At 61.7% G+C, this 22,184-nt stretch carries 18 protein-coding genes, 2 tRNA genes and 1 rRNA gene; 12 read left to right on the top strand and 9 right to left on the bottom strand.

What is annotated here, in order from left to right:
* Positions 1-9: 9 nt before the first annotated feature.
* The 6 genes from E4Z66_RS00105 (at position 10) to E4Z66_RS00080 (ending at position 8,230) form a co-directional block, all read left to right on the top strand.
* Entirely contained in the window at positions 10-1,065 is a 1,056-nt protein-coding gene (locus E4Z66_RS00105) for a YeeE/YedE family protein (protein ID WP_136460912.1), read from the top strand.
* A 144-nt stretch (positions 1,066-1,209) separates the two neighbouring features.
* Positions 1,210-2,130, top strand: a complete 921-nt coding sequence (locus E4Z66_RS00100; protein WP_136460911.1) for a ribokinase — start codon at positions 1,210-1,212, stop codon at positions 2,128-2,130.
* On the top strand, positions 2,127-3,263 hold the full coding sequence (locus tag E4Z66_RS00095) for an amidohydrolase (protein ID WP_246035813.1): 1,137 nt from the start codon (positions 2,127-2,129) through the stop codon (positions 3,261-3,263). Before E4Z66_RS00100 ends, E4Z66_RS00095 begins: the two co-directional genes overlap by 4 nt.
* A gap of 208 nt (positions 3,264-3,471) precedes the next feature.
* The gene (locus E4Z66_RS00090; protein WP_136460910.1) at positions 3,472-6,912 is read left to right on the top strand and encodes a pyruvate carboxylase; all 3,441 of its coding nucleotides are present in this window, start codon (positions 3,472-3,474) and stop codon (positions 6,910-6,912) included.
* Positions 6,912-7,415, top strand: coding sequence for a DUF2314 domain-containing protein (locus E4Z66_RS00085; protein ID WP_136460909.1), 504 nt, complete (start codon positions 6,912-6,914; stop codon positions 7,413-7,415). The genes E4Z66_RS00090 and E4Z66_RS00085 overlap by 1 nt, the downstream gene beginning before the upstream one ends.
* A 197-nt stretch (positions 7,416-7,612) precedes the next feature.
* On the top strand, positions 7,613-8,230 hold the full coding sequence (locus tag E4Z66_RS00080) for a VPLPA-CTERM sorting domain-containing protein (RefSeq protein ID WP_136460908.1): 618 nt from the start codon (positions 7,613-7,615) through the stop codon (positions 8,228-8,230).
* Positions 8,231-8,305: 75 nt separating this feature from the next.
* On the opposite strand, the gene E4Z66_RS00075 is transcribed toward E4Z66_RS00080, so the two are convergent.
* Entirely contained in the window at positions 8,306-8,674 is a 369-nt protein-coding gene (locus E4Z66_RS00075; RefSeq protein WP_136460907.1) for a hypothetical protein, read from the bottom strand.
* 115 nt (positions 8,675-8,789) lie between these two features.
* On the opposite strand from E4Z66_RS00075, the gene E4Z66_RS00070 reads away from it, so the two are divergent.
* Positions 8,790-8,864, top strand: a tRNA-Gly gene (locus E4Z66_RS00070).
* 193 nt (positions 8,865-9,057) lie between these two features.
* On the opposite strand, the gene E4Z66_RS00065 is transcribed toward E4Z66_RS00070, so the two are convergent.
* The gene (locus E4Z66_RS00065) at positions 9,058-9,741 is read right to left on the bottom strand and encodes a TetR/AcrR family transcriptional regulator (RefSeq protein ID WP_136460906.1); all 684 of its coding nucleotides are present in this window, start codon (positions 9,739-9,741) and stop codon (positions 9,058-9,060) included.
* Between the two features lie 77 nt (positions 9,742-9,818).
* Here E4Z66_RS00065 and E4Z66_RS00060 point away from each other — a divergent pair, with 77 nt between their 5' ends.
* From E4Z66_RS00060 to E4Z66_RS00050, 3 genes are read left to right on the top strand one after another with little or no spacing between them, the layout of a single operon-like run.
* Entirely contained in the window at positions 9,819-11,615 is a 1,797-nt protein-coding gene (locus E4Z66_RS00060) for an acyclic terpene utilization AtuA family protein (RefSeq protein ID WP_136460905.1), read from the top strand.
* Positions 11,615-13,234: an acyl-CoA carboxylase subunit beta gene (locus E4Z66_RS00055; RefSeq protein WP_136460904.1), complete on the top strand. Its 1,620-nt coding sequence runs from the start codon at positions 11,615-11,617 to the stop codon at positions 13,232-13,234. The genes E4Z66_RS00060 and E4Z66_RS00055 overlap by 1 nt, the downstream gene beginning before the upstream one ends.
* Before the next feature lie 35 nt (positions 13,235-13,269).
* Positions 13,270-15,252, top strand: coding sequence for an acetyl/propionyl/methylcrotonyl-CoA carboxylase subunit alpha (locus E4Z66_RS00050; protein ID WP_342773430.1), 1,983 nt, complete (start codon positions 13,270-13,272; stop codon positions 15,250-15,252).
* 53 nt (positions 15,253-15,305) lie between these two features.
* On the opposite strand, the gene E4Z66_RS00045 is transcribed toward E4Z66_RS00050, so the two are convergent.
* The 5 genes from E4Z66_RS00045 to E4Z66_RS00025 all read right to left on the bottom strand — a co-directional run bounded on the left by E4Z66_RS00045 (position 15,306) and on the right by E4Z66_RS00025 (position 20,003).
* Positions 15,306-15,956: an aspartate/glutamate racemase family protein gene (locus tag E4Z66_RS00045; RefSeq protein ID WP_136460903.1), complete on the bottom strand. Its 651-nt coding sequence runs from the start codon at positions 15,954-15,956 to the stop codon at positions 15,306-15,308.
* Positions 15,956-16,795 carry an ABC transporter permease gene (locus tag E4Z66_RS00040; protein ID WP_136460902.1) on the bottom strand — a complete coding sequence of 280 codons (840 nt, stop codon included), beginning with the start codon at positions 16,793-16,795 and terminating at the stop codon, positions 15,956-15,958. The genes E4Z66_RS00045 and E4Z66_RS00040 overlap by 1 nt, the downstream gene beginning before the upstream one ends.
* A gap of 2 nt (positions 16,796-16,797) precedes the next feature.
* On the bottom strand, positions 16,798-17,649 hold the full coding sequence (locus E4Z66_RS00035; RefSeq protein WP_136460901.1) for an ABC transporter permease: 852 nt from the start codon (positions 17,647-17,649) through the stop codon (positions 16,798-16,800).
* Positions 17,650-17,717: 68 nt separating this feature from the next.
* Positions 17,718-18,983: an ABC transporter substrate-binding protein gene (locus E4Z66_RS00030; RefSeq protein WP_136462074.1), complete on the bottom strand. Its 1,266-nt coding sequence runs from the start codon at positions 18,981-18,983 to the stop codon at positions 17,718-17,720.
* A gap of 36 nt (positions 18,984-19,019) precedes the next feature.
* The gene (locus tag E4Z66_RS00025) at positions 19,020-20,003 is read right to left on the bottom strand and encodes an ABC transporter ATP-binding protein (protein ID WP_136460900.1); all 984 of its coding nucleotides are present in this window, start codon (positions 20,001-20,003) and stop codon (positions 19,020-19,022) included.
* Between the two features lie 223 nt (positions 20,004-20,226).
* On the opposite strand from E4Z66_RS00025, the gene E4Z66_RS00020 reads away from it, so the two are divergent.
* Together E4Z66_RS00020 and E4Z66_RS00015 are read left to right on the top strand one after the other, a co-directional pair.
* Entirely contained in the window at positions 20,227-20,916 is a 690-nt protein-coding gene (locus tag E4Z66_RS00020; protein ID WP_168797685.1) for a GntR family transcriptional regulator, read from the top strand.
* Positions 20,913-21,743: a GNAT family N-acetyltransferase gene (locus tag E4Z66_RS00015; protein ID WP_136460899.1), complete on the top strand. Its 831-nt coding sequence runs from the start codon at positions 20,913-20,915 to the stop codon at positions 21,741-21,743. The genes E4Z66_RS00020 and E4Z66_RS00015 overlap by 4 nt, the downstream gene beginning before the upstream one ends.
* Before the next feature lie 143 nt (positions 21,744-21,886).
* Here E4Z66_RS00015 and E4Z66_RS00010 read toward each other — a convergent pair.
* Both E4Z66_RS00010 and rrf read right to left on the bottom strand, forming a co-directional pair.
* Positions 21,887-21,963 (bottom strand) — tRNA-Met (locus E4Z66_RS00010).
* A gap of 72 nt (positions 21,964-22,035) precedes the next feature.
* Positions 22,036-22,150, bottom strand: a 5S ribosomal RNA gene (gene rrf, locus E4Z66_RS00005).
* Between the last annotated feature and the right edge of the window lie 34 nt (positions 22,151-22,184).

Genomic DNA, 22,184 nt, shown 5'->3' with positions numbered 1-22,184 from the left:
GGAGACCGGATGCTGGATGCATTTGGAGACGCGAACGCGGTTGCCCTGATCGGATTGATTGGCGGCATCGCGCTGGGTCTTGCCGCGCGTATCGGACGTTTCTGCACCTTGGGTGCCATCGAAGACGTGCTGTATTCCTCTGACGACCGGCGTATTCGCATGTGGGCGCTGGCGATCGGCACCGCGATTATCGGTGTGCATATCGGGATCGGCAGCGGCTGGCTCGGCTTTACCGAAACCGCATATCTGGACAGGACGTGGTCGCCGCTTGGCACCATTCTGGGCGGGCTGATGTTCGGCTATGGCATGGCGCTGTCGGGCAATTGCGGCTATGGCGCGCTGGCCCGATTGGGGGGCGGCGACTTGCGATCCTTCGTGATCGTTCTGGTGATGGGGCTGTCGGCCTATGTGGTCATGTCCGGCCCGCTGGCCCATGCCCGCGTCTGGCTGTTCCCGGTCGAAGAAGGCACGGGCCGCGCACAGGGGTTCAGCCAATTGGCCGCGATGCGCTGGGGGCTGTCTCCCGTTCTGACCGGATCCTTGGTCGGCGCGCTCTTTCTTATCCTGGGTCTGTCCAGCAGCCGGATGCGCGCCTCGCGCGGGCATGTGCTTTGGGGCGTCATCGTGGGGCTGGCCATCACCTTCGGCTGGCTCGGCACGGCCTGGGTCGCCCATAACGGCTTTGACGCGGAGCCGGTGCAAACCCATACTTTCGCGGCCCCGCTGGGCGATACGATCTTCTACCTGATGACAGCCTCGGGCAACACGCTGTCCTTTTCGGTCGGCTCGGTCGCCGGGGTGCTGATCGGCGCGGCGCTTGGGTCTTATTCCAAGGGCCATTTCCGCTGGGAAGCCTGCGAAGACCCGCGCGAGCTGAAACGCCAAATCCTTGGCGCGGCGCTGATGGGACCGGGCGCGATCCTCGCTGTCGGCTGCTCTGTCGGGCAAGGCATTTCGGCATTCTCGGTGCTGGCCTATTCCGCGCCGGTCGCCTTTCTTTGCATCTTTGCCGGGGCGGCCTTTGGTCTGCGGCAACTCATTTCCGGCTTTGCCCCGGCGGAATGACGGCCGGGGCGCGTGCGCCCTGCCCTGACGCCCTGGCCCGCGCGCCCGTCCTCCTCTCCCATCATGTTCGGCCCCTCTTGCCCTGCCCCGCCGCCCCGTGCAGGTTGCGCGCAGGTTCGGCAAAGGCAGCATGGAGGACACGCAATGACGGGGCATATCGCGATACTGGGAGTCTTCGTCGCCGATTGCGCCTTTCGCGCCGATCGCCCGCCGCATATGGGGGAGACCCTGCTTGGCAAGAGCTTTCAGCTTGGTCCCGGCGGCAAGGGATCGAACCAGGCGGTGGCCGCTGCGCGCGCGGGCTGCGATACGCGTTTTATCAGCCGGCTGGGCCGCGACACCTTTGCCGATCTGGCGCTTGCCACATGGCGCGACGCGGGTGTGACCCCGGCGATCACGCAGGGCGAAACCGCGACAGGCGCCGCCTATATCTTCATCAATGACACGACCGGCCAAAACGCGATCATCATCGTGCCCGGGGCCGCGGCGGAAATCACGCCAGAAGACGTGGAACGCCAGCGCGACATCATCACGTCGGCCTCCGTCTTCGTCACGCAATTGGAACAACCGCTGGACGCGGCGCTGTGCGGGCTGCGCATGGCGCGCGGCGCGGGCGTGACCACGATCCTCAACCCGGCCCCTGCTGCCGATCTGCCTGCCGAATTCCTGCCGCTCTGCGATTACGTCACCCCCAATGAGCCGGAGGCGACGGCCCTCACAGGCATCGAGGTGACTGATCTGGCCTCTGCCGAGGCCGCCGGGAACGCGCTGCTGGACAAAGGCGCGGGCGCAGCACTGCTGACCCTGGGCGAGATGGGCGCGTTGCTGGTCCGGCCCGAAGGCAGTATCCACATCGCGGCACGGCCCGCCGGTCCAGTGATCGACACAACCGGCGCAGGCGATGCGTTCAATGGCGGTTTCGCGGCGGCATTGGCGCAAGGGATGGACCCGATTGCAGCCATGAATTTCGCCGCCGCCACCGCCGGTCTGTCGATTACGCGGCACGGCACGGCGGCCTCCATGCCCAGCCGGGCGGAGATCGACGCCGCATTGGCCGCCACGTGAGCGCCCCGGTTCAGGATATGATCCGCTGGCGGCACGATCTGCACCGCCACCCGGAGTTTGGGTTCGAAGAAACCCGCACCGCCGCCTTCGTCGCCGAAACGCTGCGCGCGTTTGGCTTTGAAGTGGCCACCGGGATCGGCGGCACTGGCGTGGTCGGCAGCTTGCAGCGCGGCACTTCCAACCGCGCGGTGGCGCTGCGGGCCGATATGGATTGCCTCAAGATCACCGAAGCGACCGGGGCGGCCCATGCCTCCCAATCGCCGGGGCTGATGCATGCGTGCGGCCATGATGGGCACACGGCCCTGCTGCTGGGCGCGGGCCAGATGCTGGCGCAGGATGGCGGCTTTGACGGCACTGTGCGGCTGATCTTTCAGCCGGCCGAAGAATGGGGGCGCGGCGCCCTGGCGATGCTGGACGACGGGCTGATGCAGCGCTTCCCCTTCGATGAAATCTATGGGCTGCACAATATGCCCGGCCTGCCTGTGGGCCATGTGCAGACTTGCGCTGGCGCGATCATGGCAGCCGAAGACCTCTTTGACGTCACCCTGACCGGTGCGGGCGGTCATGCGGCGCGCCCGCATATGACGCGAGAGGTCATGGTTCCGGCCTGCGCGCTGGTCATGGCGCTTCAATCCATTGTCGCGCGGCGGATCGACCCGGTGGAGGCGGCTGTCGTCTCTGTCACCGAGATCGAAACCGATGGGGCGCGCAACATCCTGCCCGGTCACGCCCGCGTCGCCGGAGACGCGCGCAGTTTTTCCCCCGAGGTCTCGGCCAAGATCGAAGCCGACATTCGTGCCTGCGCGGCAGCAATCGCGGCCCAGTACGGAATTGCGGCAGATGTCAGCTATGCCCGGGAATTCGTGCCGCTGGTCAACGATCACGCCTGCACTGCGGCCTTCGCGGAAGCGGCGGAGGCCGTATCGCGCGATGTGGATGTGACCGCCCCGCCGATCAGCGCCTCTGAAGATTTCGCGCAATTTCTGCAACACGTGCCGGGCGCGTTTGCCTTCTTTGGCAATGGCGAGGAGTCCGCGCCGCTGCATTCCCCGCATTTCGACTTCAACGACGACGCCTTGGCCCATGGCGCGGCGCTTATGACCGCGATTGTGCGCGCCCGGTTGCCGGGCTGAAACGGGCATACCAAATACTACGCAGTCGCCATTTTGGGCGCTAATTTTATTGCCCCAAAACCACGCATGACGCGCGTTTATTTCGCGACCGCGAAGCTGCCGTAGTGTTAGCGCGCGCATAAGGCTGAAATACGCGCCAGAAACGTTGCGTGTGCTGCAAGTTTCGCCATAGTCCGCTCAATGACAGACCGAGGGGACAAAAACGCGAATGCCCGACTTCAAAAAGATCCTGATCGCCAATCGCGGTGAAATTGCCATCCGCGTGATGCGCGCCGCCAACGAAATGGGCAAGCGCACAGTCGCTGTCTTTGCCGAGGAGGACAAGCTGTGTCTGCACCGGTTCAAAGCGGACGAGGCCTATCGGATCGGCGAAGGGATGGGGCCGGTCGCCGCCTATCTGTCGATTGATGAAATCATCCGGGTGGCCAAGCTGAGCGGGGCGGATGCGATCCATCCCGGCTATGGCCTGTTGTCGGAAAACCCCGAACTTGTCGAAGCTTGCGAAAACAACGGCATCACCTTCATCGGCCCCAAGGCCAAGACCATGCGCGCGCTTGGCGACAAGGCCTCTGCCCGCCGGGTGGCGGTCGAAGCGGGCGTGCCGGTCATTCCCGCGACCGAAGTTCTGGGCGACGATATGGTGGCCATCGCCAAAGAGGCCGAAGAGATCGGCTATCCCCTGATGCTGAAGGCGTCCTGGGGCGGCGGCGGGCGCGGGATGCGTCCGATCAACGGCCCGGAGGAGTTGGAAGAGAAAGTCCTGGAAGGCCGGCGCGAGGCGGAGAACGCCTTTGGCAATGGCGAAGGGTATCTGGAAAAGATGATCACCCGCGCCCGCCATGTCGAGGTGCAGATCCTAGGCGATACCCATGGCGACATGTATCACCTGTTCGAGCGCGACTGCTCCGTCCAGCGGCGCAACCAAAAGGTGGTCGAACGCGCCCCTGCCCCCTATCTGAGCGATGCGCAGCGGGCCGAAGTCTGCGAGCTTGGTTACAAGATCTGCAAGCACGTCAATTATACCTGCGCCGGCACGGTCGAATTCCTGATGGATATGGAGACCGGCAAGTTCTACTTCATCGAAGTGAACCCGCGTGTTCAGGTCGAACATACGGTGACCGAGGAAGTGACCGGCATCGACATCGTGCGGGCGCAAATCCTGATCGCGGAAGGCAAGACCATCGCCGAGGCGACAGGCAAGCCGACGCAGGCGGATGTGACGCTGAACGGCCACGCGCTGCAAACCCGGATCACGACCGAAGATCCGCAGAACAACTTCATCCCCGACTATGGCCGCATCACCGCCTATCGTGGCGCGACCGGCATGGGCATCCGGCTGGATGGCGGCACGGCCTATTCCGGCGCGGTGATCACGCGGTATTACGACTCGCTGCTGGAAAAGGTCACGGCCTGGGCACCGACGCCCGAGGCAGCGATTGCACGGATGGACCGCGCCCTGCGGGAGTTCCGGATTCGCGGCGTGTCGACCAATATCGACTTCGTCATCAACCTGCTCAAGCACCCGACCTTCCTGTCGAACGAGTACCACACCAAGTTCATCGACACGACGCCGGACCTGTTCCAGTTCAAGCGCCGCCGTGACCGGGGCACCAAAGTGCTGACCTATATCGCGGACATCACCGTGAATGGCCACCCGGAGGTAAAGGACCGCCCGCGCCCGCGTGCCGATCTGCGCGATCCCAAGGCCCCGCCCCTGCGGGCAGAGCCGATGATGGGCACCCGCAACCTGCTGGAACAAAAAGGCCCCGCGGCCGTGGCAGAGTGGATGAAGGCGCAACAGCGCCTGCTGATCACCGATACGACCATGCGTGACGGCCACCAATCGCTGCTCGCCACCCGGATGCGCAGCCTCGATATGGTCAAGGTCGCGCCCAGCTATGCGTCCAACCTGCCGCAGCTTTTCTCGGTCGAGTGCTGGGGCGGCGCGACGTTCGATGTGGCCTACCGCTTTTTGCAGGAATGCCCGTGGCAGCGCCTGCGCGATCTGCGCAGCAAGATGCCCAACCTGATGACGCAGATGCTTCTGCGCGCCTCCAACGGTGTGGGCTATACCAATTACCCCGACAATGTGGTGCAGGAATTCGTCCGCGTCGCGGCGACTACGGGCATTGATGTGTTCCGCGTGTTCGATAGCCTCAACTGGGTTGAGAACATGCGCGTCGCGATGGATGCCGTGATCGAGCAGGACAAGATCTGCGAAGGCACGGTCTGCTATACCGGGGATATCCTCGACCCGGACCGCGCCAAATATGACCTGAAGTACTATGTTGGCATGGCCAAGGAACTGGAGGCCGCAGGCGCGCATGTGCTGGGGCTGAAGGATATGGCGGGCCTTCTCAAACCTGCGGCGGCACGGCAATTGATCCGCACGCTCAAGCAGGAAACCGGGCTGCCGATCCACTTCCACACCCATGACACGGCGGGCGTTGCGGTGGCGACGATCCTTGCCGCGGCAGAGGCCGGGGTCGATGCGGTCGATTGCGCGATGGATGCGCTGTCGGGCAATACGTCCCAGGCGACGCTTGGTTCAGTCGTGGAAGCACTGCAACATACCGACCGCGACACCGGGCTGGATATCAAGGCCATCCGCGAGATCAGCGATTACTGGGAAAACGTGCGCGAACATTACGCCGCGTTCGAATCCGGGATGCAGTCCCCGTCCTCGGAAGTGTACCTGCACGAGATGCCCGGCGGGCAGTTCACCAACCTCAAGGCGCAGGCGCGCTCGCTGGGGCTGGAAGCGCGCTGGCACGAGGTCGCGCAGACCTATGCCGATGTGAACCAGATGTTCGGCGATATCGTGAAGGTGACGCCTTCCTCCAAGGTGGTTGGGGATATGGCGCTGATGATGGTCAGCCAGAACCTGACGCGCGAACAGGTCGAAGACCCGGAGGTCGATGTGGCCTTCCCCGACAGCGTTGTCGACATGATGCAGGGCAATCTGGGCCAGCCGCCGGGTGGGTTCCCCGAAGGCATTCTGTCCAAGGTGCTGAAAGGCGCCGCGCCGAATGTCGAACGCCCCGGCAAGCATCTTGAACCTGTCGATCTGGACGCCAAGCGCAAGGAAGCCAGCGACCTGATGGAAGGCGTGACCCTCGATGACGAGGATCTGAGCGGCTATCTGATGTATCCCAAGGTATTCCTTGATTACATGGGCCGTCACCGGACCTATGGCCCCGTGCGGACGCTGCCGACCAAGACGTTCTTCTATGGCATGGAACCGGGCGAGGAAATCACCGCCGAGATCGACCCCGGCAAGACGCTGGAAATCCGCATGCAGGCGGTGAGTGAAACGGATGATGCCGGCGAAGTTCGCGTGTTCTTTGAACTCAACGGTGCGCCGCGGACGATCCGTGTGCCCAACCGGATGGTGCAATCGACCACCGCGTCCCGTCCCAAGGCCGAGCCCGGCAACCCCAACCACATGGCGGCCCCCATGCCGGGTGTCGTGGCCAGCGTTGCGGTACAGCCCGGACAGGCGGTCAAGGAAGGCGACATGTTGCTGACCATCGAAGCGATGAAGATGGAAACCGGCATCCACGCAGAGCGCGACGCGACCGTAAAGGCCGTACATGTGCAGCCTTCGGGCCAGATCGACGCAAAAGACCTGCTGGTGGAGCTGGAGTGATGCGCAAACTGCTTGCCCTGATTGCAATCTGCGCCTGCTTGGCATCGGCGTCCGCGATCACGGCAGATTCCGGCAATATGTATGTCTACCCGGACGGGCATGACAGCGCGATGCTGGATGCAATCGAAGAGGCACGCGGCACGCTCCCCAAGGCGCTTGCCGCGGCCTCGACCGGAGCGCGGAGCTTTGCGCCCTCGCTGACGCTGAAAGTGACATTTGAGGTCGAAAGCGGCGCAGAGCATATCTGGTTGGATACGATCCGCCGCCGGGGCAAGGGTTTTAGCGGACGCTTGGCGAATGAGCCGCGCTATATCCAGAACGCCCGGCTTGGCACGGTGATGCGGTTCGACGAAGGCGCGATCATGGACTGGTCGCTGCTTGCGTCCGACGGGCGTGCCTTTGGGCATTATTCGACCCGCGTGCTGTTGCAAAAGCTGCCCGCCGCCCAGGCTGCCGAATATCGCAAAATCCTGACGCGCACGCCAACACCGCCCAATTGGTAAGCGGTGCCGCGCCATTTGTGGCAAGACTGTGGCCAAACCAGCGGGAATGTGGCGGGATTGCGGCGAATACCCCTTCCTTTTCAAGGCATTACCACGATATCCGAAACAGACTTTCCCAAGACGCGTCGTTGCCAGACGACTCTCACGGGTGGTATTAACCAATTAACGAAGTAGCTTTGCGCTGATTGGACAGTACCATGTTGAAGATGTTTGCTTGCGCGTCGGCTTTTGGCCTTATGGCGGCCAGTGCCTCGGCGTCGACTGTAGGTTTCACGCTCACGCTTGACGGAAACTGGAATACCCCGTTCATCACGGTGGAAAACTCTGGCACCGCGAAATACACGCTGGATGCGTTCAGCCTGTCCATCGGTGATACCGATTACAATTTCGACTGGGCGCGCCGCAAAAAGATCGACACGCCGCTGGTGGCTCCTCCGGGTGGTACGGTTTCGACCGTTCCGGATATCGGCGACAATGCGGGCACCAATTTCGACGTGCTGGAGTTCAGCTTTACCGGCTTCGATGCGGGCGAAAGCTTTCGCTTCATGACTGATATCGATCTGGATCGGGACTCGGAGGCATGGGCCTTCTTCAGCGAAGCCCTGTTCAACAATGGCGTCGCGGAAAACTCGGTTGCGACGGCGCTGTTCTCCAACGGCCAGGAGTTGAGCATCACGTTGCCCGATACCGATGGCCCGCGCCCCTATATCTATGACGTGTCCGCCGTGGCAATCGCGCCGGTGCCGCTGCCTGCGGGCGCGCCCTTGGTGCTGTCCGGTCTGGCCGGGCTGGCGTTGTTGCGCCGCAAACGCTGAACCAACGCTTTTCATGCAAGAAGGCGGGCCGAAATGCCCGCCTTTTTCTGTTTGCACCCGTCCGGTCGTGGGCCCTTAGCGCCTTGGCGTGACCAAGACCGTGCTGATCCCTGCCTCACCGAAATCAAGCGTCAGGGTAAACAGGCTGGGCACCGCGTTCGAGAATTCCAGAACGATCACCTGCTCTGGCAAGACGCCGCCGCGCCCGCGCCCATCCTGCACCCAGGATCGCACATCGGCATCTGTCGCCCACAGCCCTTGCAGGAACACCGGCCCATCCAGCGACTCGATCCGCAGTCGCAAGTTCAGCACGCGCCCTTCGATCCGCGCCTCCAGCACATCGGTGATGACCCGTGCGGCGTGGGGGCCTTCATGCGCCTCCGCCCGGCCCGAAATGGCCCAGCAGACCGCACTACCCAACAAGAGAAATGATCGACGTCGCATCCTGACAGCACAGAACTTCAAGCCCCTGCGCAGGACAACAAAAAAAATGAAAAAATCCGCATTTTCTACTTGCAGCCAGCCGCAGGTAAAAGTATCTCCACCACACCCAAAGGAAGCGGGCGTAGCTCAGGGGTAGAGCATAACCTTGCCAAGGTTAGGGTCGGGCGTTCGAATCGCCTCGCCCGCTCCAATTTACCAAAGCCTTCAGGTGACACTCCGGTCACCGAGGCTTCTGGCAGAAAAGAAAATCCAAATCAACACAGCGACTTACGGCAGCTTCTTTAAGTGATGCCGCATGATGGTTTTTCTTGTCTGGAGGCGCTAGCAGCCCTGCTATTTGCCTGTATCAGACGGGGTCTGGGGCACCCGGCGCGGTACGGTCGTCAGCGATCCCCTGCGGCGCGGGGTGTCAAATGCGGCTCCAACAGGTCGGCAAAGCGCATCAGCATTCGCATGGAAAACTCCGGGGATCCGGCGAATTGTTCATGGACGATCAGACCGCGCACGAAGGTTCGCGCGACGCTCCACAGCAGCTCCGCATCGTCCGGATCGGCCCCCGCCCCTTGGTATAAGGTCGCGATCGTTTCGAGGCTGGTTTGGTCCCAATCATGCAGTTCATTTGCCAGTTTGGCCTTGAGCGCCGCATCCGTCCGGCAGGCCACCAGAATTTCCAACATCGCACGCCCCCCTGCCGTATCGACGACCCGCGTCCACACGTCTTGAAGCAGATCGCGGATCGCGGTGGACCGGGCTTGCGTCTTGCGCGCCTTGATTGGCCGCATCGATTGGTCGAGCAGTTGGACAGCCGTCGCCGCGATGATTTCGTTCCTGTCGGCGAAGTGATACATCAGCGCCCCGCGCGAGACCTTCGCCTGCCCCTGAATACGGTTCAGCGTCGTTTCGGCATAGCCGAATTGATCCAGACATTCGGTCGCCGCATCGCAAATCCGCGCGCGCATCGCGGCTGACCGCGCCTCGTGCTTGGAGGGCGGTTTGGCGGTTGGTTTGGGCGGTTGCGGATCCTCTTCTGGCACCACTTGCTCCGGGCGGTCGACGTGACGTTCCACAAGGATTGCCGTTGACCCAGCGAAGTTCAACTGAATAATACCGACCAAACGGTTTTATTTGTTTACGAAAGGCCCGCATGACAGGTGAGTCCATCCGCATCGGAGGTGCCAGCGGCTTTTGGGGGGACGCCCCGGAAGCGACGGCGCAATTGCTGCGTGACCCCGATCTGGGCTTTCTGGTCTATGACTATCTGGCGGAAATCACGCTTTCGATCATGGCGCGCGCCCGCCAGAAAGACGCCAGCAGCGGATATGCGACGGATTTCATCCATGCGGCGATGGCCCCCAATCTGGCTGAAATCGCCGCGCGTGGGGTCCGCGTGTTGAGCAATGCAGGCGGCATGAACCCGGAGGCCTGCGCCGCCGCGCTGCGGGACGAGATCACCCGCCAAGGCCTGAATTTGCGGGTGGCCGTGGTTGCGGGCGATGATCTGTCCGATCAGGTCGGGTCAGCCGAAGGTTCGGGCCTTGGCGGCGATGAAATGTTCAGTGGCGCGCCCTTCCCTGCACCGGGCAAGGTATTGTCTGTAAACGCTTATCTTGGCGCAGGGCCAATCGTTGCGGCATTGGACGCGGGCGCGGATATCTTGATCACCGGGCGCTGCGTCGACAGCGCGCTGATCCTCGCCGCCGGGGTTCACAGCTTTGGCTGGGCCATGGACAGGTTCGATCTGCTCGCTGCCGGGTCGCTGGCCGGGCATCTGATCGAATGCGGCCCGCAAGCCACTGGCGGCAACTTCACGGACTGGGCCGACATCCCGAACCGGGCGCAAATCGGCTACCCGATTGCAGAGCTTCACTCCGATGGGCGGATCATTCTGTGCAAGCCTCGCGGTACTGGCGGGCGCGTCACGCGCGAGACCGTGGGCGAGCAGATGCTGTACGAGATTGCGGACCCGCGTGCCTATGCCCTGCCCGATGTGATCTGCGATTTCTCTGAGGTGACCTTGACCGAAATCGCGCCCGACCAGGTCGAGATCACCGGCGCATCGGGGCGCGCGCCCAGCGGGTGGCTCAAAACCTCCACCACATGGTTCGACGGCTACCGGGCCGGACAGGTGCTGAACTTCAATGGTCAAGATGCCCGCGCCAAGGGCCGCGCCTATGTCGAGGCGGTGTTGCAACGGGTGCGCGCCAAGTTGGCGGCACGCGGAGTGCAGGACTTTGACAAGGTCAGTGTCGAGACCTTTGGCGGACGCCCCGGCGATAGCGCCTATGAGGAAGTCAGCGTAACCGCCGCCGTGCAACATCAGGATGCGGCCGCTGTGGGCATGTTCCTCAAGGATTTGATCGGCGGGGCCCTGGCGACCCCGCCCGGGCTGCATTTCTTTACAGGGGCCGGTCGCCCGAAACCTTCGCCCGTCGTCGCGCTGCATTCCTCGCTGGTGCCTGTAAACGTGCCGAAGATTTCCGTGACACTGGACGGCGCGCGGGTGGATTACAGCCCGGCGGAGACCGCGGCGCCCTCTGACCTGCCCCCTGCCCCGGGGCCCGAAACAGTCGATCCGCATGCGCAAGAGATGACCACCCTGCCGCTGGAAGCGCTGGCCGTCGCCCGGTCCGGCGACAAGGGCGATGCCGCGAATATCGGGGTGATGGCGCGGGTTCCGGCCTATTTGCCGTGGATCTGGGCGGCGTTGACGCCGGAGGCGGTCGCTGCAACCTTCGGGCAGGAGTTGGAGGGATCAGTGGACCGCTATTATCTGCCGGGAAGCCACGCGATGAATATCGTGCTGCATCAGGTCTTGGGCGGCGGCGGCGTTTCTTCGCTGCGCAATGACAGCCAGGGCAAAGGTTTCGCGCAGCGCCTTCTGCATGTTCCCATCCCCCTGCCCGCGCATCTTGTCCCCAACACAGAACGAAAGGGCGTCTGATGGCCTTCACCAGCCAGATTACAAGGGGCAGCCCGCAATTCGCGCAGAACCGCGCGGATATGCTGGACCAGATCGAAACGCTGCGCGCGCTTGAGGCCCGCCCGGTGGCCCTGTCGGAACGTCGCCGCGATCACATGCATGCGCGCGGCCAACTCACCCCGCGAGAGCGTCTGGCGCAGCTGCTCGACCCGGGAATGCCGTTCTTGCAGCTTCACGCGATGGCCGGATACCTTGTCGACAGCCCGGATGCGGAGACATCGGTGCCCGGCTCTTCCGTGATCGTCGGGATCGGGTTTGTCGCCGCCACGCGCTGTCTGGTCTGGGTCGATGACAGCGGGATCAAGGCCGGGTCAATGGGGCCGATGTCGGTCGATGTGATCCTGAGCGTGCAGAAAATGGCGCTTCGGCAGAAACTGCCCGTGATCCATCTGGTCGAAAGCGCAGGGGCGAACCTTACGGACTATCAGGTGGAACTATGGGCCAAAGGCGGTCAGGTGTTCCGCAACCTCGCGCATCTGAGCGCGGCGGGCATTCCCACCATCGCCGTGTTGCACGGGCCGTCCACGGCGGGCGGCGCCTATATGCCGGGGCTGTCGGACTATGTGATCGGTGTGAAAAAGAACGGTCTTGCCGCGCTGGCGGGCGCCGCCTTGGTCCATGCGGCAACCGGCGAAAAGGCGGATGAACGCGAACTGGGCGGCGCAGAAATGCATGCCAGCACATCTGGTCTGGTGGAATATCTGGCGGAGGATGACGCGGCCGCGATCGAAATGGCGCGCGAGGTTGTCGCGGGGCTGGGATGGAACCGCGCGCTCCCCCCTGCTGCGGCTCAAAACGCCGCGCCCCCGACCCATCCACCGGAGGATTTGGCCGGTGTGTTTCCGGTCGATTATCGCACGCCCTATGATATTCACGAGGTCGCGGCGCGGATCGTCGACAGCTCTGCGCTTGCGGATTTCAAACCGGGCTACGGTGTGGCCACGATTTGCATGAAGGCCCGGATCAACGGGCGGCCCGTCGGCATCATTGGCAATAACGGACCGATTGATCCGGATGGCGCGACCAAGGCCGCGCAGTTCATCCAGCTTTGCGATCAGGCCGATACGCCGCTGATTTTCCTGAACAATACCACCGGCTTCATGGTCGGGACCGCCTATGAACAAGCGGGTATGATCAAGCATGGATCGAAGATGATCCAGGCGGTCAGCAATGCGCGTGTGCCGCGGATCGCGCTTTATATCGGGGCCAGCTTCGGCGCGGGCAATTATGGGATGAGCGGCTTTGGCTATGAGCCGGACTTCCTGTTTGCATGGCCCAATGCCGTCACCGGCGTCATGGGCGGCGAGCAGGCGGCAGGCACGATGGACATGGTGGCGCGCGCGACCGCGCAACGCAAAGGGATCGAGATCGACGAGGCAAAAATGCAGCGGCAAAGCGATGCGCTGCGCAACCTGTTCGACCACCAGCACACGGCCTTCTACACGTCGGGCCGCTGTCTTGATCATGGCATCATCGACCCGCGCGACACGCGCCTTGTCCTAAGCTTCTGCCTCGATACCTGTTACGAGGCGCGCGCACGGCAGGTCCATCCGAATGCCTATGGCGTCAGCCGGTTCTGAAGGGGGCACGCAATGACACATCGCAGCGAAACCGCATGACCATGGCCCTATCATCCTTGCTGATCGCCAACCGCGGCGAAATCGCCTGCCGCATCATTCGCACCGCCCGTGCGCGCGGGATGCGCACGATCGCGGTCTATTCCGACGCCGATCGCGACGCGCCGCATGTGCGTTTGGCGGACGAGGCGGTGCGGCTGGGTCCGGGGCCTGCGACCGATAGCTACTTGCGGGGCGATGCCGTGATCGAAGCGGCCCGCAGGACCCGCGCGGCGGCAATCCATCCGGGCTATGGGTTCCTGTCGGAAAACGCGGATTTCGCCCGCGACGTGGCGGCGGCGGGGCTGGTCTTTATCGGCCCCCCGGCGGAGGCCATTCGCGCCATGGGCAACAAGGCGGAGGCAAAGCGCCTGATGATGGCCGCCGGTGTGCCCTGCATTCCCGGCTATGAGGGCGCGGATCAGTCGGACACGGGGCTTGCCGAACAGGCAAAACAGATCGGGCTGCCGGTGATGATCAAAGCCGCTGCCGGGGGCGGCGGACGCGGGATGCGTCTGGTACACCGGACAGAAGAATTGCCAAGCGCCATCGCCCGCGCCCGGTCCGAGGCGGAAAATGCCTTCGGCTCCGGCGAGTTGATCCTTGAAAAAGCCATCGCCTCCGCCCGCCATGTCGAATTTCAGATCATGGCCGATGCGCATGGGCAGGTGATCCATCTGGGCGAACGGGATTGTTCCGTGCAGCGGCGGCATCAGAAAGTGATCGAGGAAGCGCCCTGCCCGGTTATGACGCCTGACCTGCGCGCACGTATGGGAACGGCGGCGATGGACGCCGCCCGCGCCGTGGCGTATTGCGGCGCAGGCACGGTTGAGTTTCTGCTGGGCGATGACGGGGCGTTCTATTTCCTTGAAATGAACACGCGCCTTCAGGTCGAACATCCGGTGACGGAGCTTGTGACCGGGCTTGATCTGGTGGACCTGCAACTGACCGTCGCAAGCGGCGCGCATTTGCCGATCTCGCAAGAAGATGTGGCGCTGACGGGCCACGCGATTGAGGTGCGCCTTTACGCCGAAGACCCGCAAAACGATTACCTTCCCGCCACCGGCAAGATCGACCTATGGCGTCCGGCGCAGGGCGATGGGCTGCGCGTGGATGACGGGATCGCCTCGGGGCAGGAAATTTCGCCCTTCTATGATGCGATGCTTGCCAAGATCATCGCGCATGGGTCCACCCGGGATATGGCGCGCACGCGGTTGATCCACGGGGTCGAAAGCTCTGTCCTGTTTGGGCTGCAAACCAACACCGCGTTTCTGGCCGATCTGCTGGCGCACCCGGTCCTTGCAGAAGGCAAGGCCACGACGGGTCTGCTGGATGACGCCTATCCCGCCGGGTTCAAGGAGCCGAAGGTCAGCGCCGCGCATCTGGCGCTTGCCGCCGCCTGTCTGGCGCAGGACGCACGGGACCGCAGCTTTGCCAGGGCGGGTTACGTCGCGGCAGAGCAATTGGGCTGGGCCTCTGCGCCGATGCCCCCTGCCCGTTGGACCCTGATCTGTCAGGGAATGGAGCAGGACGTGCATATCGAAGCGATGCCGCAAGGTTGGGCAATTCAGGTCGCCGCTGCGTCCGTCTTGGTCGAGGGCCTGTGCTGCCATGACAATTCCTGCAGCGCCGTAGTGGACGGCATTCGGATGACCTGCCCCGTTCATCTTGCGCGCAACATGGTATCTCTGGCCGTCGGGGCGCAGCGATTTGACGTGCTGCGACACCGTGCCGGGACGCAGAGTAACGCGGCGGCCGGCTCCGGTCAGATCATGGCACCGATGCCGGGTCTGGTACAGGATGTGTGCGTGCAGCCGGGTCAGGCGGTGGCACAGGGGGATACGTTGATCGTGCTGGAGGCGATGAAGATGCAACACCAACTGACCGCGCCTTTCGACGGCACCGTGACAGCTGTTCACGCCGCAGCCCAAAGCCAAGTCCCTTCGGGCAGCGTTCTGGTGGAACTGAGCGCCCGCGACTAGCGGCAGCGGATATGTCGTCACTGGCCTCGGCCCGGAAGTCGAACGCCTTGCTTTCAGCCTTCTGCATTCAGCCAGCGCATGCAGCGCGCCGCACAGGCAACCGGATCGATGACCTCGGCCTTGATCGCGTGCCGCACCCTATCGACGACACCGACCATGCCTGCGCATCCAAGGATGACAGCGGATACGTCGTCACTGGCCTCGGCGCGCATGGCTTCTTCGACAATGGTTTTGCCCGCACTATCCGGTTCGGTTTCCAGCTCCAACACGGGAATCTCGGAGGCGCGGACATGTGACACCAGATGCCCCAAACCTTGCCGTTTAATATTGGATTGAATGATAGGGACAGAAACCGACAGCGTCGTGACAACGCTGAATCGCCAGTTTCTGAGCGCCGCATAATGGTATGACGCTTGCCCAATACCAATAACCGGGCAGTCGGCGCGCATGGCGGCCCGGTCAAGGGCCGTGTCATCGAAGCAGCCGATGATGATGCCGTCTGCCCCGGACTCGGACGCTTTCTTGACGAGGTCCAGAAAAGGTGGCGCCGCGATGTCTCCATCCTCTTGCCCTTGAATGGCTGGCGGTCCGTCATGCGAGGTCCAGCCTTCGAAATCCAGGTCCGGCGCGGACCGGCGCGCCTGTTCGACCATGGCCTGCGTCATCGAAACGGTGCTGTTCGGATTGATGATGATGACGGCCATCAGACGGTGCCGCGCCCCGCGTCGGAGCCCTGACGCGCGCGGCGTCGGTTCAGCAGCCAGACCACCATGAGAAAGACCCCGATCACAACCAGCGAAAACACGGTCGTCAATGTGCCAAGTGCGAACAAGACAGGTGTCGTGACATTGGTCGTCATCCCGAAGATTTCGAGCGGCAGCGTGTTGTAGCTTCCCGATGTCAGCAGGGTTCGCGCAAATTCATCATAGCTTAGCGTGAAGCCGAACAGGGCGACCCCGATCAGCGAGGGCGCGATGATCGGCAGCACCACGTAGCGGATGACTTGCCACGGGCTCGCGCCCAGATCGCGCGCGGCCTCCTCATACGAGGCATCGAACCGGTTGAATACTGCGAACATGATCAACAGGCCGAAAGGCAGGGTCCAAGTCAGCTGCGCCCCGAAACCGGAACTGGCCCAGTGGACCGGCAGACCGGATTGCGACCAAATCAGCCCGACGCCCAGCGAAATCAGGATCGATGGGATCACCAGAGATGTGATTATCAGATAGAACAGGATCGTCGCGCCCGCGAACCGCTTGCGAAAGGCCAGCCCCCCCATCACCGAAATAACGACAGTGGTGACCATGACCATGAGGCCAAGGACGAACGACCGCGAGAAAGAGCCCCAGATGTCACCGACGGCCTGCTGTTCAAACAGATCGCGGAACCAATGAAGCGAGACGCCGCGCATGGGGAAGGTCAGCCCGCCCCCGGGCCCTTGAAATGACAGGATACCGATGGTGAGCGTGGGCCCATACAGGAACAGCAAGAAGAGGATGAAGAAAGCGGTCAGAAAATAGAACGACCTTGGGCGCGGTTCCATTCTTAAAGCTCCTTGCGGATATCGACGAAGCGCAGCAGCGTCCCGATCATGAGCAAGACAGTCACAAGCAAGATCACGGCAGTTGCGGACGCCGATGGGTATTGCAGCAGGGCGATGTCGTTCTGGATCATCCGCCCCACATTGGCGGATTGAGAGCCGCTCATGAACCGCACGGTGATGAAATCCCCCATCACCAGCGCCACTACAAAGATGGTGCCGATCATGATGCCCGGCTTGGACAACGGGATCACCACATGCCACAGGGTCTGCCAGCCGGTCGCCCCGGCATCTGCCGCAGCTTCCATCAGCGATTTGTCGATCCGCATCATCGTGTTGAAGATCGGCACAATCATGAACAGCGTGTAGAGGTGAACAAATGCGAGGATCACACTGAAATCGCTGAACAGCAGCCATTCCAGCGGCTCATCGATGACCCCCATGGAAATCAGTGTCGAATTCGCGATCCCGTTGCGACCGAGAAACGGAATCCACGAGATCATCCGAATGATGTTGGAGGTCAGAAACGGGATCGTACACAGCAGAAAAAGCGCGACCTGCCATGTCTGGCTGCGGATGTGAAAGGCGAGGTAATAGGCGACCGTGACGCCAATCAGCAGCGTGAACACCCATGTGATGGCGGCATATTTCAGCGTGTTGAAGAAAACGCGGAAGGTCACATTCGAGGTCAGCAGGAATTCATAATTGTCGAACTGGAACGCGGGATAGATTGACCATTCGGTCGCGCCCCAAAAGCTGACGACGACAATCATCGCGACCGGAGCCACCAGAAAAACCAGAAGGACCAGCGACAGGGGTGCCGCCAAAAGCCAGCCTATGACCGAGTTGTTTCGCACGCCTGCCTCATTCTTAGTAGGGGCTTCAGGGAAATGCCGGAGGGGGCGAACCCTCCGGCGCGCATCGCTTAGGCCGCGATGAACTCGTTCCACTTGCGAACCATGTACTGGTTCTCGTCCATAACCGCGTTCCAGCACGCAACAGCGCCCATCCGGTCGTAGAAAGAGCCGCCATCGCGCACGGCACCGGCCTTTTCCATGACCTGACCGAACGGGTTGGTGATGTCGCCCTGCGCCGGTTTGCCTTCGAACCAAAAGCCCCACTCGTCCTCGGACATGAAGTTCTTGGATGTTTCGGGTACCGCCGAGTAATAGCCCTGACGCATCAGGAAACCGCCGACCCAACCGGAAAGATACCAGTTGATGTATTCATAGGCCGCTTCCAGCTCCATCCCGGAGAGCGACGCGGAAAGGCCAAGCCCGCCACCCCAAGAGCGATAGCCCTCTTCCAGCGGCTGATAGACACACGGAATACCCTGCGAGCGCACGGCGGTAATTGCGGGCGACCACATGGACTGAATGACCACTTCGCCAGAGGCCATCAGGTTGACGCTTTCGTCGAAGGATTTCCAGAAGGCGCGGAACTGACCGTTCTTCTTCGCTTCGGTGAAGATACCGAGGGTCATGTCGATCTCTTCGCGGGTCATGTTGCCCTTGTCCGGATAGGTGTATTCGCCCATGGATTCCACGACCATGGCCATATCCATGATGCCGATGGACGAAATGTCGAGGATTGACGCCTTGCCTTTGAACTCGGGGTTCAGAAGCTCGGACCAGTTGTCGATCGGACGGCCAATGAGGTCGGGGCGAATGCCCAGCGTGTCCGCGTTGTAGATCGTCGGGATCAGGGTCATCCAGCCGGATTCTTCCTGCACGAATTCCGTGCCGTCGACGCCGGTCGTGAATCCAACCGTATGCGGCGCGGTACCTTGCGCAATCACGCTGTCCGGGGTCAGCTTGCCGGACCGGAAGGTGCCAACGATCTTGTCGTAGTTGGCGATCTTGGAGGTATCCATTGCTTGGAGGTTGCCCGTGGGCCAGACTTTCTTGCAGATCCAGTATTCAATGTCCGCGATGTCAAAGCTGTCGGGCTGGGTTGCGGCGCGCTGGGTCACACTGTCGGAATCCAGCGCGGTCATTTCAAGCGTGAAGCCAAGGTCTTCCTTGACCTTTTCCGCCACCTCGTTGAGGTTTGACACCCCGGTCCCAAACTGGCGCAAGGTGATGTTTTTCGTCTCTTGTCCCCATACCATTGGAGCCGGAAGCGCGGCGGCCGCCACCGCCGCGCCACCCGTCTTCAAGAGCGAGCGACGCGAATAGCGTACTTTCGAAATCGTGGTCATGTTTCGTCCTCTCTGTTGATCGTCTTTTTAACGTGCCAAGGCGTGGGCCGCCTCGGCCTGCCAGTCGAGGCCGATTGCCTCTCCTAAATCCTTCGGATTGCCGAAGAATTCCTTGTCCGACAGCAGCGCCGTCACTTCCTGCTTGCCCGGAACCGTCGCTGTTAGGGCGACATGCGTGCCCTGGTATTCGATATTGGTGATCGTACCGGGCAGTTTCGCCGCCTCAACGGGGGTGACTTTCAGCGCGTCCGACCGCACGGCGATCATCCCATCCGGCATCGCCACAACATTGTGAGAGCCCAGAAACCGCGCAACAAACGCCGTCTTGGGCGTGTCGAAGACATTGCGTGTCTTGCCGGCCTGTTCGATCTTGGCGTCATTCATCACGACGATCTCGTCGGCCAGCGCCAAGGCTTCATCCTGCCCATGGGTGACATGGACAAACGTGATCCCCAATTCACGCTGAAGCTTTTTCAGTTCGGCCCGCATCCGGATCCGCAGAAACGGGTCGAGCGCGGAAAGCGGCTCGTCTAGCAGCAGAACATCAGGCTTTGTGATGAGCGCCCGCGCGAGGGCCGCGCGCTGCTGCTGCCCACCAGACAACTGTGCCGGAAGGCGGTCGGCCAAAGCCGTCATGTCCACCAGTTCAAGCATCTCCCCTGCCCGCGCGCGCCGCGTCGCGGTATCGACACCGGACATTTTCAAGCTGAAGGCCACATTGTCCCGCACGCTTAAGTGAGGAAACAGCGCGTAGTTTTGGAACATCATCGCAGTGCCGCGTTTCGCCGGCGGCAAATGCGAAATGTCGCGCCCACCCAGCGTAATGGACCCGTCGGATATGTTCTCGTGGCCCGCGATCATCCGCAATGTCGAGGATTTCCCGCATCCCGACGGCCCCAGAAGGCACGCATAGGTGCCCGCGCTGAAATGATAGCCGATCGCGTCCACGGCGACCGTCGCGCCATAGCGCTTTGTCAGGCTGATTAGTTCAAGATCCAGTTTCTGGTTCATGTCGCCCCCATGTCGATGACAACAGGCTGAGCCAGAGAGCGCGCCCTTACCAACATGAAACCGCCCGGCGACGCGCAAAGAGCCGCGGACTGCTTAGATTTGAACAATCGGAAGTGATTATTGTGCAAATTTTAAGCCAAGATTGTATACGATATACGTGTTCTTCGTGTGAACAATTGAGCTTCTCCCCCCGCTGTGCAGGTGTGAAAGCAGGAGGTGCGCCATGTCGGCCATGACAGAATCGACGCCCGCAACGGCAGAGCAGATCGCGGCACAACTGACGGAGGCGGTCCATGAACATCGGCTGCAACCGGGGGCCAAACTTCGTGAAGACGAGGTTTGCGAGATATTCGGGGTCAGCCGTACGATTGTCCGCCAGGCGCTGCGGTCCTTGGAATTTGAAGGCCTGCTCACAATCGAAAAAAACCGAGGCGCATTCGTTTCCAAACCAACGCTCAAAGAGGCGCATGAGGTCTTTCAGGCCCGCGCCCTGCTGGAACCGAGCACCGCCCGCGCTGCGGCAGAGCGTGCGAATGCCGCAGATATTGGGCTGCTCGAACAGCATATCGAAGCGGAACATGCCGCGCTGGACCGGGATGAGGCAGGCCTTGCATTAAAGCTGTCTGGCGACTTCCACCTGGAAATCGCCCGCATCGCCGATCAACACACGATCGAACAATTCCTCCGGCAACTCGTATCACGTTCGTCATTGGTCATCGCCCTCTACTGGCGTCGCCGCAATGCGCTGTGTGAAAGCAATGCCCATCACGCGCTGGTCGAAGCCATGCAAAACCGGGATGGCGACAACGCCGAGGAACTCATGAAAGGCCATTTGCTTGATATCTACTCTCAGCTTGACCTGCGGAATCGCGAAGAAGGCAGCGTCTCTCTCAAGGAAGCCCTAAGGCTATGACCCTTTGCCGCAACGCAAGTTTTGCCGAACTTGAACAGATCCTGGACTGGGCCGATGACGAGGGCTGGAACCCCGGATTGGACGATGCCGCTGCGTTCTTTGCGACGGTCTCCAAAGGGTTTTTCGTGGCTGTTGATGAAGCTGATCAGCCAGTCGCGTCGATTTCAGTGGTCAATCACACTGTGGATTTCGCATTCCTCGGCTTCTATATCGTCCGGCCCGACTATCGGGGGCTCGGGATTGGGCTCGCCCTATGGAACCATGCGTTGCAGCATGCGGGCACCCGAACGGTTGGCCTTGATGGCGTCGAAGACCAGCAAGACAATTATCGCGCGTCAGGCTTTGTCCACGCGGGCGCCGCGACACGGTTCACCGGGCATTCATCTGGGCAGGCGCAGAGCGATGTTTTCCGTGCGACACCAGAGGATATACCGCAGTTGATCGCAATGGAGGCTGCGGCATCGGGGTTGGCCAAACCGACATATCTCAAGGCATGGTTGTCCGGCACAGCCACACGAAAGACCTTTGTGTTGAGATCGCGGGATGAAGTTCAAGGCTTCGCGACCGTTCGCGCGTGCCATTCCGGGGCCAAGATCGGTCCGTTGGTTGCCCAGGATGCAGGCTCCGCAGAGAAGCTGATGTCCCACGCAGCTCACCATTCGACCGGTCCTCTCACGGTGGACGTACCAGAGACGTCGCAGGAACTATTGCAGCTTTGTCATGAATTTGGGATGGAACCGGGTTTCCGAACTGCGCGTATGTATCGCGGCAATGCCTTGTTCCCGACCCCCAGTGTCTATGCGGTCGCAAGCCTAGAACTGGGCTGATCACCTGCATTTTTGCCGTGGGCGTATCCAGCACAGCGACTGATTTCTTGGCAGAAAAAGCGACCAGCTATCCTGCGCGGTTTGATGCTATTTGACGAACAAAAAAGCCGCCGGACATATGTCGGCGGCTTGTTGTTTGAGTTTGGTTGCGGGAGCAGGATTTGAACCTGCGACCTTCAGGTTATGAGCCTGACGAGCTACCGGGCTGCTCCATCCCGCGCCAAATTCACCTCTAATTTGGTTATGAGGTGGTATCGTAAGAGAGATACGTATTATCTCGGCGGCTTTTTAGGTTTGGCGGTGACCTACTCTCCCACATCTTAAGATGCAGTACCATCGGCGCTACAGCACTTAACGGCCGGGTTCGGGATGGGACCGGGTGTTTTGCTTGCGCTATGACCACCAAACCGAAAAAACCGTCGAGATTTCCAAGTCATGTAC

Origin of the sequence: Aliishimia ponticola (assembly GCF_004803475.1) — a bacterium.
GTDB classification, from domain to species: domain Bacteria; phylum Pseudomonadota; class Alphaproteobacteria; order Rhodobacterales; family Rhodobacteraceae; genus Aliishimia; species Aliishimia ponticola.
Note: the sequence above shows the minus strand (reverse complement) of the source record. Positions and strands in the feature narration are given on the sequence as shown.